We start from the raw sequence: 14333 nt of genomic DNA, 5'->3' as shown, positions 1-14333 counted from the left end.
GCACATCGGGCGCGCGTGGGCCGTCGGAGCGTCACCCGCGTCGAGCACCGCCAGGGGCGTCAGGCCGCGGTGAACGTCCGCAGCCAGGCGGGGAACGCGGTGAGGTCCGGCAGGACGACCTCGGCCCCGGCCGCCCGGAGCTCCTCCTCGTCGCACGGACCGGTGGTGACGCCGACCGACAGGGCGTTCGCGGCGTGCGCGCCCCGCACATCGCCGGTGTGGTCGCCGACATAGATCCGCGCCCCGTGCTCCAGGAGCGCCTCCGCCTTGCCCTCGGCCCAGAGCCCGCCGATCAGCACGTCGGCCTCGATGCCGAGGTGCGCGAGGTGGAGCTTGGCGTTCGGCTCGTACTTCGCGGTGACGACCATGGCCCGGCCGCCGAGCGCCTGGACGGCCGCCACGGACTCGCGGGCGCCGGGGAGCGCGGTCGTCGGTGTGATGGCCGTCTCCGGGTAGATCGCGCGGTACCGGTCGGACGCCTCGGCGACCGCGTCGGCCGGGAACCAGTGGGCCATCTCCTCCTCCAGCGGGGGCCCGAGCCGGCTGACGACCAGGTCGGTGTCTATGTACACACCCGTCTCGGCGGCCAGCACCTCGTAGGCGGCCTTGATGCCGGGCCGGGAGTCGATGAGCGTCATGTCGAGGTCGAAGCCGACCGTCAGGGTGGGTGAAGGCATGGAGTCCATTGTGCCGAGTGTCCCGGCGGGCGGATGCGACGGAGCCGCCCCAGGGGGCCGGGCCCGTCGGCCGACGGGCAGACTCTCCGCGACTGCTCCCTGCCGAGGAATGAGAAGTGACCCCGTACTCCCTGGCCTTCTACGTCCACACCGTCACCACCGGCACGGTCCTCGGCCTCCGGCCGGCCGACTCCCCGGACCGGGTCGCCGCCGTCATGGGGACGGACTTCGCCGAGAACGCCTTCGGCCGGCGGACCATGGTGCGCGACTACGGTCTCGCCGAGTTCCACTTCCACCGCGACCGCGGCGACGCCCCCTGGGCGGGACACCACTTCAGCCTCCAGGTGCACCGGCTCGCCCGCCGCGACCGCACCCTGCCGGGCGAGGTGCTCCGCGCCCGCTACGGGCCCTTCGCCCCCCGGCTGCGGTTCGAGAAGCTCCACCGCCTCCTGGACCGGCGCGGCGTCCCGCTGGTGGAGATCCCGGAGCCCGCGGCCAACGGACCGCGCTACCGGACGTTCTGGCAGCCCGGCTCACGGACGGCCGTCTCCTTCACCACGTCCCGGGACACCGGCGGCAGGCCGGGAAGCCCGCCCGTCGGTGAGGTGTACCGGATCCAGGCACCGGTGACCGTCGCTTAGGGCCTTTCGTTCGGATCGGAGCCCGCCAAGATCCGAACGAGAGACCCCAGGTGGAGATGCGCGCCGCCCGCGCCCGGTGACCGGGGCAGCAGGCCCCCTGCCCTCCCTCACAGGCCACGCATAGACTTAGCCAAGCCTTACCTCCCCCTTTCCGGGGTTTGCCCCTCCTTGTTCGCGCTCACCCCGATTGGTTCCGATGGCAGCCGCCGCTCCCCGCCTGTCCAGACGCGCGCTCGCGATCTCCGCGGCCGTCGTCGCGCTGCTGGCGGCCGTACTGCTCAGCCTCGCCGTGGGCGCGCGGTCCATCGCGCCCGGCGCCGTGCTCGACGCCCTGCTGCACGGCGGGCATTCCGACGCCGCCGAGGTCATCAGGGAGATGAGGGTGCCGCGCACCCTGATCGGGCTGATGGTCGGCGCGGCACTCGCGCTGGCGGGCACGGTGCTCCAGGGCATCACCCGCAACCCCATCGCCGACCCCGGGATTCTCGGCATCAGCCAGGGCGCCTCGGTCGCCGTCGTGCTCGCCATCGCGTACGCGGGCGTCCACACCCTCACCGGCTACGTCTGGTTCGCCTTCGCGGGTGCCGCCGTCGCGTCCGTCGCGGTGTACGCCGTCGCCTCCCGGGGGCGCGGCGGCGCGACTCCGGTGAAGCTCGCGCTGGGCGGCGCCGCGATCAACGCGCTGCTGGTGTCGGTGACGATGGCGGTGCTCACCACGAAGGCGTCGGCGCTGGACGAGTTCCGCTTCTGGCAGGTGGGCTCGATCGCCGGCCGGGAGGCGGAGGTCGCCCAGCAGATCTGGCCGTTCCTGCTGATCGGCACGGTCCTCGTGGTGTCCGTGGCGCGCGGTCTTGACGCGCTGGCGCTGGGCGAGGACGTGGCGAAGGGCCTCGGCCAGAACGTGGCGGCCGTACGCGTCGTCGGAGGCATCGGGGCCACCGTGCTCACCGGCGCGGGCGTCGCGGCGGCCGGGCCGATCGCCTTCGTGGGCCTCGCCGTGCCGCACATCGCCCGGGCCCTCGTGGGCAGCGACCACCGCTGGGTGCTGCCGATGGCGGCGCTCGTCGGGCCCGTGATGCTCCTGGTCTCCGATGTCGTCGGCCGGGTCCTGTTCCCGCCGGGCGAGGTCCCGGCGGGCGTGATGACGGCGCTGATCGGAGTGCCGTTCCTGGTCGCCCTCGTACGCCGGAAGGCGGTGCCCGCATGAGCGCGGACACGGCAGTGCCCGCACGGACCCCGGTCCGGCCCGCCGGTTACGGCCTCGTACGGGTCGGGAAGCGGGCCCGCTTCCTGGTCCACCGGCGCGCGGGGGTCGTCGCGGCGGCGCTCGTCGCGCTGCTGGTGGCGGTCTGTGTCGCGTACCTCTGCGTCGGCGAGAACTTCGTCGCGCCCGCCGAGGTGGTGAGGGTCCTGTTCGGGCAGCCCTCGCCGGACGAGCTGGTCGTGGGCACGCTGCGGCTGCCCCGGATGGTGGTCGGGCTGCTCGTCGGCGCGGCGTTCGGGGTCGCCGGGGCGCTGATCCAGACCGTCGCCCGCAATCCGCTGGCCAGCCCGGACATCATCGGGATCAGCCAGGGCGCGAGCGCGCTCACGGTCGCCGCGATGACCTTCGGCCTGACCTCGTACACCGTCCTGCCGTATCTGTCCGTCGTCGGCGGCATCGCGGCCGCCGCGCTCGTCTACGTCTTCGCGTGGCGCGGCGGGCTCCACGCGACCCGCTTCGTCCTCATCGGGATCGGCTTCGCGATCGCGCTGCGGTCGCTGACGACCCTGTTCCTGACGAAGGGCGACTACCTCGTCGCCCAGCAGGCGCAGATCTGGATGACGGGCTCGCTCAACGGCCGGGGCTGGGACGAGGCCGCCCCGATCGGCTGGGCGCTCGTGGTCCTGTTCCCCGCCGTGCTGTGGGCGGCGCGGGCGCAGCGCACCGTCTCGATGGACGACGACACCGCGACGGCGCTGGGTGTGCGTCTGGGGCGCGTACGCCTGGGGCTCGTCGCCCTCGGGGTGGTCCTGGCGTCGGTGGCGACGGGGACGGCCGGGCCGGTCGACTTCGTGGCGCTGCTGGCCCCGCAGATCGCCCGCCGGATGACGCGTACGGCGCAGATCCCGCTGCTCTGCTCCGCGCTGCTCGGCGCGGTGATCGTGGTCTTCGCGGACCTGCTGGCCCGCAGGCTCTTCTCCCCCACCGAGCTTCCGGTGGGGGTGCTGACGGCGGCGGTCGGCGCCCCGTATCTGATCTGGCTGATCATCCGTGGCCACGGTGGCCGCGCTGGAGGCAACGCATGACGACGACCCCTTTCACGGACACCGCCACGTCCAGGCTCACGGCGCGCGCCCTGACGCTCGCCTACGAGGACCGCACCGTCGTGCACGAGCTGGACCTGGCGATTCCCGACGGGCGGGTGACCGTCATCGTCGGCCCCAACGCCTGCGGCAAGTCGACCACCCTGCGGGCTCTCGGCCGGCTCCTGAAGCCGGCCGGCGGCTCGGTCCTGCTGGACGGCACCGAGCTCTCCCGGATACCGACCCGCACGATCGCCCGGTCCGTGGGGCTGCTCCCGCAGACGCCGGTGGCACCCGAGGCGATCACCGTCTCGGACCTGGTCGCCCGTGGCCGCCAGCCGCACCAGCGCTGGTGGCAGCAGTGGTCGGACGAGGACGAGCGTGCGGTGACGGAGGCCATGGAGCGCACGGACATCACGGCGCTGGGCGACCGCGCCGTGGACGAGCTGTCCGGGGGCCAGCGCCAGCGGGTGTGGATCGCGATGGCGCTCGCGCAGGACACCGATCTGCTGCTGCTCGACGAGCCGACGACGTACCTCGACATCGCCCACCAGGTCGAGGTGCTGGACCTGGTGCGCAGGCTCGCCGCCCCCGCGGCGGACGGCACCCGGGGGCGGACCATCGTCACCGTGCTGCACGACCTCAACCAGGCCGCCCGCTACGCCGATCACCTCGTCGCCATGAAGGCCGGCCGCATCGTCGCCGAGGGCAGGCCCGAGGACGTCGTCACCGCCGAGCTCGTGCGCGAGGTGTTCGGCCTGCACGCCGTCATCGTCCCGGACCCGGTCACCGGCTCGCCGCTCGTCGTGCCGGGCGCGCCGTGGACGCCCGGCACGAGCACCGTCACTCCGTCCGCCGTCTCCCGAAAGGCCCTCTGACATGCCGTCATCGCCCCGTCCGCTCATGGCCGGATCTCTCGCCGTGGCCGCCGCGCTGACCCTCGCGGCCTGCGGCTCCTCGGACTCCGGCCCGGACTCCGACGCCGCGTCCTCGTCGGAACGGAAGACGCACACGGTCGCCACGGCCATGGGCAACGTGAAGGTGCCCGTGGCCCCGAAGCGGGTCGTCGTCCTGGACACCGCCGAGCTGGACTCCGCGCTCACCCTCGGTGTGAAGCCGGTCGGCTCCACGCACGCGGGCACGGAGTCGGGCTTCCTGAGCTATCTGCCGAAGGAGAAGGTCGCGGGCATCGAGGACCTCGGCGAGATGATGACGCCGAACCTGGAGGCCGTCGCGGCACTGAAGCCGGACCTGATCCTCACCAGCAAGATCCGGCACGGCGATAAGTACGACGAACTCACCGCGATCGCGCCGACGGTGATGACGGAGAACACCGGCTACCCCTGGAAGGAGAACTTCCAGGTCCACGCCAACGCACTCGGCAGGGTCCCGGCGGCGGAGAAGGTCATCGCCGGCTACGAGGCCCACGTCGGCGAGGTCACCCAGGCGCTCGGCGGCAAGGAGAAGGCGGCGGCGACCGAGGTGAACATGGTCAGGTTCGTCGAGGGCGCGGACATCCGCATCTACGGCCGCCAGAACTACATCGCGACGATCCTCGCCGACGTCGGCCTCGGCCGCCCCGCGATCGTGGACAAGGCCAAGGACGGCTTCTCGTACGACGTCAGCCCGGAGAAGATCGACCAGGCGGACGCGGACGTCGTCTTCCACTCGACCTACGGGGACGCGGAGAAGTCGAACGAGACGCGGACGGTGGGCAGCGGCCTCTGGAAGAACATGACCGCCGTCAAGGACGGCAAGGTGTTCCCCGTCGACGACGAGCTGTGGATCCAGGGCATCGGCTACACGGCGGCGGACAAGATCCTGGACGAGCTCCAGGCCGATCTGACGAAGTAGACCCGTGGGGTGCGGTGTCAGGTCCGCACCCCACGGGTGGTCCGGTGGGAGCCCTCAGCCCTCGGTGGCGGAGGTCAGCTTCCGTACGGCCACGCGCGTCAGCTCCCGGTCGTGCGGTTCGGTGTCGAGCGACCGGTGCAGGGACAGCCCTTCGATCAGGGCGTCCAGCTGCCGCGCGGTGTCCGGGTCGAAGTGCTGCTCCAGCAGGCGGCGGCTGCGGTTCATCCAGGCGTGGGTGAGCTCGCGGTACTCGTCGCGCCGCGCCGCCAGCGTGTACAGCTCCTGGGTGAGCACGAGCTCGCGGCGCGGCCCTTCGGAGAGCAGGTGGATGAGGTCGACCACCGCTTCCCGCGCCTCGTCCTGGGTGCCCGCGCGGCCCAGGTGCAGCTCGAACACGGCCACGATGTCGTCGGCGAAGCGGGTGAAGGCCTCGCGCAGCAGCTCGTCCATGCCGCTGAAGTGGTACGTCATCGAGCCGAGCGGCACCTCCGCGCGCACCGCGATCTTGCGGTGGGAGACCCCGGCCACGCCCTCGTCCGCGATGTGGTCGAGCGTGGCGGCGAGGATGCGCTCGCGGCGCTGCGGGTCGGTGTGCCCGGTGGCCATGGCGTGTCAGATCTCGCGCACGACGCGCGCGGGATTGCCCACGGCGACGACGTCGGCGGGGATGTCCTTGGTGACGACGGCACCGGCGCCGATCACGGAGTTGTCGCCGATCGTCACCCCGGGGCAGACGATGACGCCGCCGCCGAGCCAGACGTTGTCCCCGATGGTGATGGGGAGCGCGGCTTCGAGCTTGTCCCGCCGGGGCTCCGGCTCCACCGGGTGGGTGGGTGTGAGGAGCTGGACGTTGGGGCCGATCTGGCAGTCCTCGCCGATGGTGATCCGGGCGACGTCCAGCGCGGTGAGGTGGTAGTTGACGAAGGTGCGGGCACCGATCGCGATGTTGCTGCCGTAGTCGACGTAGAGCGGCGGGCGCACTTCGACGCCCTCGCCGACCGAGTCGAGCAGCTCGGCCAGGATCGTCCGGGCCTGCTCGGCGTCCTCGGTGTGCGCGGCCTGGTAGCGGGCCGCGAGCCGCATGGCCCGCTGCTGCCGCAGGGCGATCTCCGGGTCGTCGGCGATGTAGAGGTCACCCGCGAGCATGCGCTCCAGGTTGGTACGCGGATCCTGGGCGAAGTAGTCCGTCGTCATGCGTACGATCGTACACCTGGAATGTACGAACGTACACTCGCGGTTCACCCGGACAGCCGCCGTGCCCTCCACACCAGATAGAGCGCGGACGCGACCGCCGCCACCCGCACCACCACCGGCAGGACGTCCGTCATCGCGTCCCCCATGGCGTCCGCGGCCAGAGGGCTGCCCCAGCGGCCCTCCATGCGCCCCCACAGCCAGACGAAGGCGCCACCCACCACCACTCCCGGCAGGCCCATCGCGACCCACTTCGCCTCGGCGCGCGAGAACCTGCGGGAGCTGTAGGCGAGCAGCCAGCCGCCCGCGAGCGCCAGGAGGGACCCGAGTACGGCGCCTGCCACCAGCAGCGCCGCGGCCAGCAGCAGGACCGGGTTCGACAGGCGGACCCGCCCCGTGGAGCCGGAGCCCTCGGCGGACCGCCGGCGGCGGCGCAGTCGCGGCCTCCACCGGGGCCGGGTCCCGGGCTCCTCGGCCGCCTCCTGCTCCTCGTCCGGCTCGCCCTCGCCCTCGTCCTCGTCCTCCGCCTCCTCCGCCGGAGCGCGCGGCCCCGGGGGTTTCGGCCTGCCCGGCAGCCCGAACAGCTCCGGACTCTCCAGGCCGCCCACGAAGCCGGGCACGGGCGTGCCGGGGCCCGGCGCGCCCTGCGGTCCGAACAGCTCCGGACTCTCCGGACCGCCCACGAAGCCGGGCACGGCCGTGCCGGGATCCGTCGCACCCCGGCCGCCCTCCCCGAAGGGACCCGGCTCGATCCGCCACCACTCGGGCTCGCCCCCGGACGGCTGCTGGTCCAGCCCGGCCATGTGCGGCGCCGAGGCGGACGGCCAGCCGGGAACCGGCTCGCCACCGGGACCGGCGGCATCGGCCCGGGAACCGGCGGCCTCCGCGGCGGCATCGGCCCGGGAACCGGCGGCCTCCGCTTCCGGCGACGCGCCCTTGCGTGACGCGTCTTTACGGAGCGTCCGCCGCGCCCGGGGCACCGCACCGGCGCCCGCGTCCGCCTTCTTCCCGTCCGTGCTCCTGGCCGCGCGCGGCGGGGGCGGCGTCACCCCGCCGTCGCCCGACTCGGCCGCCGCCGCGACGAGTTCGTCCGGGGCGCCGAGTCTGCCGAGGATGCGGCGCACCACCGCCGGGGAGTCCGAACCGTCCGTGCCGCGCTGCCGGTCGATCTCGCCCCGCAGCGTCGCGACGAGCCGCATCCGGGCGCCCGAGGACAGCTGTTGCCGCTGCGCCAGGTCACCGACCCGGCTGAGATAGTCGTAGACAAGCTGGTCGCTCTCGATCCCCACGCGATCGTTCTCCCTCTACCCGCCCTGCCCCGACGGTAGCGCTCCAGGGGCTACCGTGGGTTGGATGGGGACGACCACACCACCGCGCACGCTCGCCGAAGCTCTGCGCGCCCGGGGCGACGAATCGCTGGCGGGGCTTCTGCGTGCCCGCCCCGACCTGCTCAGCCCCGTGCCGAACGACATCACCCAGCTGGCGACGCGGGCCGGCACGCGCGCCTCCGTGGTGCGCGCGCTGGAGCACCTCGACCGCTTCGCCCTCCAGACCGCGGAGGCGCTGGCGGTGGCGCCGGACCCGGCTCCGTACGACACGCTGCTCGCGCTCCTCACCGGTGACGGCCAGGGCGACGGCGAGGGGCGCGACGGATCGGGCGCGACGATCACCGCCGCGCTGCCCGCCGCCCTGACGACCCTGCGCGAACAGGCCCTCGTCTGGGGCGAGGACGCCCGGCTGCATCTCGTGCGCACCGCGCGCGAGCTGCTGGCGCCGTCCCCGCAGCACCCCTCCCCCACCGGCCTCGGCCCGACCGTCGCGGAGGCCACGGCCGGGATGTCGCCCGGCCGGCTCCAGGAGATCCTGGCCGCCGCCGGACTTCCGGCCACCCATGACCCGGTGTCCGCCGTCGCGGCGCTCGCCGGGCTCTTCACCGACCGGACGAGGATGGCGGAGCTGCTGGACACCGCGCCGGCCGAGGCGCTGTCCGTCCTCGACCGGCTCGTCTGGGGCCCGCCGTACGGCGAGGTCACCCCGAATCCCACCCCGCCCGTGCAATGGCTGCGCGACCGCGGGCTGTTGCTTCCCGTGTCGACGCGCACGGTGGTCCTGCCGCGCGAGGCGGCGCTGCATCTGCGGGCCGGACGCGCCCACCGCGTGCCCGAGCCCGTGCCCCCGGAGCTCATGGCGGCGGCCGAGCGCGATCCCCAGGCTGTGGACAGGGCGGCGGCGGGCCAGGCGTTCATGGCGCTGTCCACCGTCGAGGAGCTGCTGAAGCTCTGGAACCACGGCGGCCCGGCCATCCTCCGCGCGGGCGGCCTGAGCGTGCGCGAGCTGAAGCGGTGCGCGAGCGCGCTCGACGTCTCCGAGCCCGTCGCCGCCTTCTGGATCGAACTCGCCTACGCGGCGGGCCTGCTGGCCTCCGACGGCGAGACCGACGAACGCTATGCGGCGACCCCCGCGTCCGACGAGTGGCTCGACCTCGCCGCGCAGGAACGCTGGACCCACCTCGCCACCGCCTGGCTCACCGCCACCCGCACCTCCGGGCTGATCGGCGGCCAGGACGCCAAGGGCCGGGCCCTGTCCGCGCTCGGCCCCGATCTGGACCGTTCGGCCGCGCCCGAGGTGCGCCGCCGGGTCCTGGCCCTCTTCGCCTCGCTCCCGCCGGGCACCGCCCCCGACCCGCAGACCCTGCTGGCCAGGCTGCGCTGGGAGCGGCCCCTGCGTACGTCCAGACCGGGCGGCCCGCCCTCACCGGCGGGCGCCCCCTCCCCCGACGAGGCCACCGACCTGCGGTCCCGGCTCGCCCTGTGGACGGTCAACGAGTCGGAGCTCCTCGGCATCACCGGCCGCGGCGCCCTCTCCTCCCAGGCCCGCGCACTGCTCGACGAGGGTCCCGCCGAGGCCGCGGCCCGGCTCGCCCCGCTGATCCCCGAACCGCTGGACCATGTGCTGCTCCAGGCCGATCTGACGGCCGTCGCCCCCGGCCCGCTGGAGCGCCCGCTCGCCGACATGCTCTCGGTGCTCGCCGACATCGAGTCCAAGGGCGGCGCGACGGTCTACCGCTTCACCCCCGGCTCCGTGCGCCGCGCTCTCGACGCCGGGCAGGCCGCGTCCGACCTGCACGCCTTCCTCGCCACGCACAGCCGCACCCCGGTGCCGCAGCCGCTGAGCTATCTCATCGACGACGTGGCCCGGCGCCACGGCCATCTCCGGATCGGCGCCGCCTCGGCGTACGTACGCTGCGACGACGAGGCCGTGCTCAACGAGATCCTGGCCGACAAGCGCTCGGCCACCCTGCGGCTGCGCCGGCTCGCGCCGACCGTCCTGGCCGCCCAGACCGACCCGGGCTCGCTGCTCGAAGGGCTGCGGGAGATGGGGTACGCCCCGGCCGCCGAGTCCGCCGAGGGCGATGTCCTGATCACCCGTGCCGGCGCCCGCCGCACCCCGCCCAGGACGCCTCCGGCTCCCGTGCCCGAGGGCCCGCCCGTCCCGGACGCCACCCTGCTGAGCGCGGCCGTACGGGCCATCAGGGCCGGCGACACGGCCGCCAGGGTCGTCCACAAGGACACCCCGGACTCCACGGCCACGGGCTCCCTGCCGCGCACCACCCCCGCCGAGACCCTGGCCACCGTGCAGGCGGCGGCGATGACCGGCTCGGCGGTCTGGATCGGCTACGTCAACGCGGACGGGGCGGCCAGCCAGCGCGTGATCGCCCCGGTCAAGGTCGAGGGCGGTTTCGTCACGGCGTACGACCACACCGCCGACGAGGTACGGACGTATCCGCTGCACCGGATCACCGGGGTCGCCGAGCTCGCCGACGAGGAGACGGCCTGACGGGCCGTCCCCGGTAGCTCAACGCCACCGCGGCGGTTCCGGTGACCGTGCTCGGCGCAGGACGAGAAGGGCCGCCGTGGCGGAGAGGAGCGCCGCGGCGGGAAAGCTCGTCCACAGCCAGGGGGTCCCGAAAGCGCTGAGGACGAGCAGGAGCGGGACCTGGACGGCGAGGACCGATCCGACCGAGATCACGAAGGAGGGCCGGGACCGTCCGCGTGCCTGGAAGTAGGTGGACAGCAGGACCGGCACACCGGTGAAGGGGTAGCTCAGGGCCATGACCCGCATCACCGCCGCCGTGGTGTCGCGGGTGCCGGGGTCGTCGGCGAAGGCCGAGGCCAGGGGGTCGGCCGCCACGAACAGCAGGGCGCAGGCGGCCGCTCCGTAGAGGACGGTCGCGCGCAGGGCCAGGACGCGGGTGCGCTCGGCCCGTCCGGTCAGGCCGCGGCCGGCGTTGTAGCCGATGAGCGGCTGCATGCCCTGGGCGATGCCGGTCTGCGGCATGAGGACGAACGTGGTGACGCGGACAGCGGTCGCGTAGGCGGTGAGCGCCGCAGGGTCCGCGAGGGCGGCCAGACGGTTGTTGGCGACGAAGGTGACGAGCGTGGCACCGAGGCCGGTGAGGAAGGAGGGAGTTCCCACCGCCACGAGTTCACGCAGGGTCGGGCCGTGCGGGCGAAGGTCCGTCAGGGTGATGCGGTAGGGGCGGTCGCGCTGGAGGAAGAAGAACCACAGGCTCATCGCCATGGAGACCGCCTGCCCGGCGACGGTCCCCACGGCGGCGCCGCGCACTCCCCAGCCGAGGCCGAGGATGAGCAGGGGGTCGAGGACGATCTGGCACAGGACCGGGAGCATCCACAGCATCGTGGAGAAGCGCAGGCGTCCCTCGGCCCGGACCAGGCTGGAGAACCCGGTCGATGTGATCGCCCCGGCCAGCATGATCAGCGCGTAGTCGTGCGCATGGGCGCGGACGTCGCCCCTGGCTCCCAGCAGCGTCAGCAGCGGGTCGAGCGTGAGCAGGCCCACGAGCGTGATGGTCACCGCCGCCGCCCAGTAGACGAGGAAGGTGTTGCCGGCCGCGCGCGCGGCCTGACGGGTGTTCCCACTGCCGAGACTGCGGGAGACCATGGAGGCGCCGCCGACGCCGACCGTCGTGGAGACCGCGCCGAGGATCAGCAGGAGGGGCGACACGATGTTGACGGCCACCAGCGCGTCGGCGCCGACCCCCCAGGAGACGAACCACGCGTTGGTCAGGGCGTAGATGCCGTAGGTGGCCACGGACATGGTGGTGGCCAGGCTGTTGCTCCACAGCAGCCGCCCCACGGGCCTGGTGCCCAGGGACGCGGCACGGTCGGGCCGCCCTCCCCGCGGGGCGGTCCCCGCGGAGGGTGCGGGCCCGGCGGCGGATTCGTCGGACGCGTACGTCACGGCCGGCCGTGACCGAACCGGCTCATCAGCAGGTCGAGCTGGGTGCGGCCGAAGTCGTACGTGGTCATGTCCTGATGGCCCCGGTACTTCGTCTCGACGACCATGATGACGGCCAGGTACAGGGAGTAGAGGCGTCGTCGCACGCACTGTGAGGGGGACAGCTCGCCCAGGCCGTAACCGGCCATGAAGTCGGACGGGTCGCCGAACACCGGGAGGTCGATGCCGGTGAAGCCCGCCTCCATGAGCGGATCTCCCCAGACAGCCCGCTCGTGGTCGAGGACCGCGACGATCCGGCCGTCCCTGATCATCGAGTTCTTCGTCCACAGGTCGAGCTCGACGAACCGCGGCTCGTGCACGTCGTCGAGGGCCCACGCGTGCTCGGCGAGGACGTCACGGATGTCGCCGTGGTCCCACCCGAGGTCGACGCCCGCCCGCCGGCCGTCGTCGAGCGTGTCCTCGATCATCCGGGTGAACGCCTCACGCCACGTCGGGTGTCCGGGGCCCTCCAGCGGCCCGAAGTGCGGTCCCACGATCGAGTTGAGCTCCCGGTTGAGCGCGCCCAGCTCCCTGCCGCCCGCAGCGACGACGTCGGCCGGGAGGCGGCCTTCGGACGTGGCGATGCCGAAGTTGTCCGCGTCGACGAACTCCATGAAGAAGTAGTCCGCGTCGACCAGTTCCCGGGACAGGTCCGCGTGGTCGATCCGTGGGATCGGGACGGCGGTGCGTTCCCGGACCAGTGCCATCGCGGCCAGTTCGTTGCGCATCATCCCCACCTCGCGGGTCAGCACCTCTGTCCCCGCCGGCGGCGCGATCTTCAGCACCGCCTGCTGTCCGTCGCGCAGCCGGATCCTGTAGGCGACGTTGAACCAGCCGTGGGTGATCTCCTCGGCGAAGTCGTCGCCCTCGGGGAGCTGATGAGCCCCGTAGGCCCGTTCGATCATCGCCCGCAGCGTCCGCGTGGACTGCCGGTTCTTGGTGATGCTCTCGGTCACGGCTTCCACAGGGCTCCCTCGGCTCGGACTTCCCGGGAGCGGATCTTCCTGACCTGGCACTTCCCGGCGCCGAACACCGTAGGACGAAAGAGGGCCGCCGCAGTAGGGCAACGTTCCCACACGGCTGTCTCGGCTCAGTGCGTCCCGCAGCTCTCCCTCAGCAGGACCCGGGAGGGCACGACCAGATCCTGGCGTGGCAGACGCGGATCGGCCAGGCACGCCTCCAGGACGCCGACCGCGAGCCGGCCCAGATCCGCCACCGGCTGCTCGACCGTCGTCAGCCGCGGCGAGCAGGTCCGCGCGGCGTCGATGCCGTCGAACCCGGTGACCGCGACGTCGTCCGGCACCCGGACGCCCTCGGCGCTGAGCACGTCGAGGAACCCCAGCGCGGTCTCGTCGTTGGTGCACACCAGGGCCTCGGGAAGTCGGGCGCGCCCGCTCCGGTGGTCGGCCACGACCTGTTCGGCCAGCCGTCGCCCGGAGTCACGCGTGAAGTCCCCGCGCAGGACCGGCTCGGCGGGCACGGGCAGCCCCAGCGCCCTCGACGCCGAACAGAACCCCCGGAAGCGGTCGATGTCGTCACGCGTACCCGGCCGGCCTGCGGCGAACCGGAGGTCCCGCAGACCGTGCACGCCCACGAGGTGCTCGACCAGGACCCGTATCCCCTCCCCGTTGTCGACCCCGACGTGGTCATATCCTCCGGCAGGCCGCGGGCCCGCGACGAGCACGACGGGAACCCGGTGCGCCACATGCTCCAGGAGCGCGTCCGGCAGCGTCCCGGCGACCACCACCAGGCCGTCGACACGTCCGGCCAGGTCCCGGACCCGGGCTTCCGCCTGCGGCGGACGGGCCACAGCGACGGCCAGTGCGTAATCCGCCTCCCAGGCGGCGTACTCCGCGCCCCGCAGGACCTCACCGAAGTACAGGCTCCCCCAGGTGGCCCCGCCGGGCCCGGGACCGGAATCCTCGACCAGCTCGACAGGCGTACGGAGCGGCCCCAGCGCCTGCTGAACCCCCGCCGGACCCATGTCGGGCAGGCACAGGCCCAGCAGCCCGGTCCGCCGGGCCACCAGGCCACGGGCCGCTCCCGACGGTACGAACCCCAGCTCCGTGATCGCCTTCTCGACCAGCGCCCGTGTGCCGGCCTTCACATACCCGTGGGCGTTGACCACCCGGGAGACCGTGGACACGGAGACACCGGCACGCCCGGCCACGTCCCGCATGGTGGCGGCCCTGAGGGCGGGCGCTGCGACCGGAGGGACAGCCTCCGGACGGCGTGCGGCGGTCCGGCGCGCTCCCGCCCGGCGGGCGTCCGGCGGCCGGGCACGCCTCTCGTCCGTCATCGCGCGATCGGTCCGTGGCGGTCGGCGCTGGTCATGGCGCGATTGAACAACACCCCTGCCGAACACACAAATGTGCACACAACAACC

General features: G+C 73.4%; 13 protein-coding genes. 6 read left to right on the top strand and 7 right to left on the bottom strand.

Annotated elements, in window-relative coordinates; translation table 11 throughout:
- Positions 1-59: 59 nt before the first annotated feature.
- Positions 60-686, bottom strand: coding sequence for an HAD family hydrolase (locus tag AMK10_RS01150; protein WP_073743872.1), 627 nt, complete (start codon positions 684-686; stop codon positions 60-62).
- Positions 687-793: 107 nt separating this feature from the next.
- Between AMK10_RS01150 and AMK10_RS01145 the strand changes: the two genes are divergently transcribed.
- From AMK10_RS01145 to AMK10_RS01125, 5 genes are all read left to right on the top strand, one after another.
- Entirely contained in the window at positions 794-1318 is a 525-nt protein-coding gene (locus AMK10_RS01145) for a hypothetical protein (protein WP_073743870.1), read from the top strand.
- A gap of 196 nt (positions 1319-1514) precedes the next feature.
- Positions 1515-2525 (top strand): FecCD family ABC transporter permease, encoded by a 1011-nt coding sequence (locus AMK10_RS01140; RefSeq protein ID WP_073743868.1) that lies wholly within the window; start codon positions 1515-1517, stop codon positions 2523-2525.
- Positions 2522-3607 (top strand): FecCD family ABC transporter permease, encoded by a 1086-nt coding sequence (locus tag AMK10_RS01135; protein WP_073743866.1) that lies wholly within the window; start codon positions 2522-2524, stop codon positions 3605-3607. Before AMK10_RS01140 ends, AMK10_RS01135 begins: the two co-directional genes overlap by 4 nt.
- On the top strand, positions 3604-4482 hold the full coding sequence (locus AMK10_RS01130; protein WP_073743864.1) for an ABC transporter ATP-binding protein: 879 nt from the start codon (positions 3604-3606) through the stop codon (positions 4480-4482). Before AMK10_RS01135 ends, AMK10_RS01130 begins: the two co-directional genes overlap by 4 nt.
- Positions 4483-4507: 25 nt before the next feature.
- Positions 4508-5458, top strand: a complete 951-nt coding sequence (locus AMK10_RS01125; RefSeq protein WP_241839458.1) for an ABC transporter substrate-binding protein — start codon at positions 4508-4510, stop codon at positions 5456-5458.
- A gap of 54 nt (positions 5459-5512) precedes the next feature.
- On the opposite strand, the gene AMK10_RS01120 is transcribed toward AMK10_RS01125, so the two are convergent.
- The 3 genes from AMK10_RS01120 to AMK10_RS01110 are packed head-to-tail and all read right to left on the bottom strand — an operon-like array spanning position 5513 to position 7938.
- The gene (locus AMK10_RS01120) at positions 5513-6064 is read right to left on the bottom strand and encodes a TetR/AcrR family transcriptional regulator (protein ID WP_073743860.1); all 552 of its coding nucleotides are present in this window, start codon (positions 6062-6064) and stop codon (positions 5513-5515) included.
- Positions 6065-6070: 6 nt separating this feature from the next.
- Entirely contained in the window at positions 6071-6652 is a 582-nt protein-coding gene (locus tag AMK10_RS01115) for a sugar O-acetyltransferase (protein WP_073743858.1), read from the bottom strand.
- A 44-nt stretch (positions 6653-6696) separates the two neighbouring features.
- Positions 6697-7938, bottom strand: a complete 1242-nt coding sequence (locus AMK10_RS01110) for a hypothetical protein (protein ID WP_073743856.1) — start codon at positions 7936-7938, stop codon at positions 6697-6699.
- 64 nt (positions 7939-8002) lie between these two features.
- On the opposite strand from AMK10_RS01110, the gene AMK10_RS01105 reads away from it, so the two are divergent.
- On the top strand, positions 8003-10486 hold the full coding sequence (locus tag AMK10_RS01105; RefSeq protein WP_073743854.1) for a helicase C-terminal domain-containing protein: 2484 nt from the start codon (positions 8003-8005) through the stop codon (positions 10484-10486).
- A gap of 18 nt (positions 10487-10504) precedes the next feature.
- Here AMK10_RS01105 and AMK10_RS01100 read toward each other — a convergent pair whose 3' ends face one another.
- The 3 genes from AMK10_RS01100 to AMK10_RS01090 form a co-directional block, all read right to left on the bottom strand.
- Positions 10505-11911: an MATE family efflux transporter gene (locus AMK10_RS01100; protein WP_241839457.1), complete on the bottom strand. Its 1407-nt coding sequence runs from the start codon at positions 11909-11911 to the stop codon at positions 10505-10507.
- A complete protein-coding gene (locus AMK10_RS01095; RefSeq protein ID WP_241839456.1) occupies positions 11908-12903 on the bottom strand; it encodes a phosphotransferase family protein in 996 nt (331 codons plus the stop codon). Before AMK10_RS01095 ends, AMK10_RS01100 begins: the two co-directional genes overlap by 4 nt.
- A gap of 134 nt (positions 12904-13037) precedes the next feature.
- Entirely contained in the window at positions 13038-14126 is a 1089-nt protein-coding gene (locus AMK10_RS01090; protein WP_073745941.1) for a LacI family DNA-binding transcriptional regulator, read from the bottom strand.
- Between the last annotated feature and the right edge of the window lie 207 nt (positions 14127-14333).

The organism is Streptomyces sp. CB02058 (assembly GCF_001905505.1).
Classification (GTDB): Bacteria; Actinomycetota; Actinomycetes; order Streptomycetales; family Streptomycetaceae; genus Streptomyces.
Note: the sequence above shows the minus strand (reverse complement) of the source record. Positions and strands in the feature narration are given on the sequence as shown.

What these genes read in the sequence shown, in the direction of transcription:
- AMK10_RS01105 (WP_073743854.1), top strand. Translation starts at nt 8,003, where the DNA reads ATGGGGACGACCACACCACCGCGCACGCTCGCCGAAGCTCTGCGCGCC.
- AMK10_RS01115 (WP_073743858.1), bottom strand. Translation starts at nt 6,652, where the DNA reads ATGACGACGGACTACTTCGCCCAGGATCCGCGTACCAACCTGGAGCGC.
- AMK10_RS01090 (WP_073745941.1), bottom strand. Translation starts at nt 14,126, where the DNA reads ATGCGGGACGTGGCCGGGCGTGCCGGTGTCTCCGTGTCCACGGTCTCC.
- AMK10_RS01135 (WP_073743866.1), top strand. Translation starts at nt 2,522, where the DNA reads ATGAGCGCGGACACGGCAGTGCCCGCACGGACCCCGGTCCGGCCCGCC.
- AMK10_RS01125 (WP_241839458.1), top strand. Translation starts at nt 4,508, where the DNA reads ATGGCCGGATCTCTCGCCGTGGCCGCCGCGCTGACCCTCGCGGCCTGC.
- AMK10_RS01130 (WP_073743864.1), top strand. Translation starts at nt 3,604, where the DNA reads ATGACGACGACCCCTTTCACGGACACCGCCACGTCCAGGCTCACGGCG.
- AMK10_RS01150 (WP_073743872.1), bottom strand. Translation starts at nt 686, where the DNA reads ATGGACTCCATGCCTTCACCCACCCTGACGGTCGGCTTCGACCTCGAC.
- AMK10_RS01140 (WP_073743868.1), top strand. Translation starts at nt 1,515, where the DNA reads ATGGCAGCCGCCGCTCCCCGCCTGTCCAGACGCGCGCTCGCGATCTCC.
- AMK10_RS01120 (WP_073743860.1), bottom strand. Translation starts at nt 6,064, where the DNA reads ATGGCCACCGGGCACACCGACCCGCAGCGCCGCGAGCGCATCCTCGCC.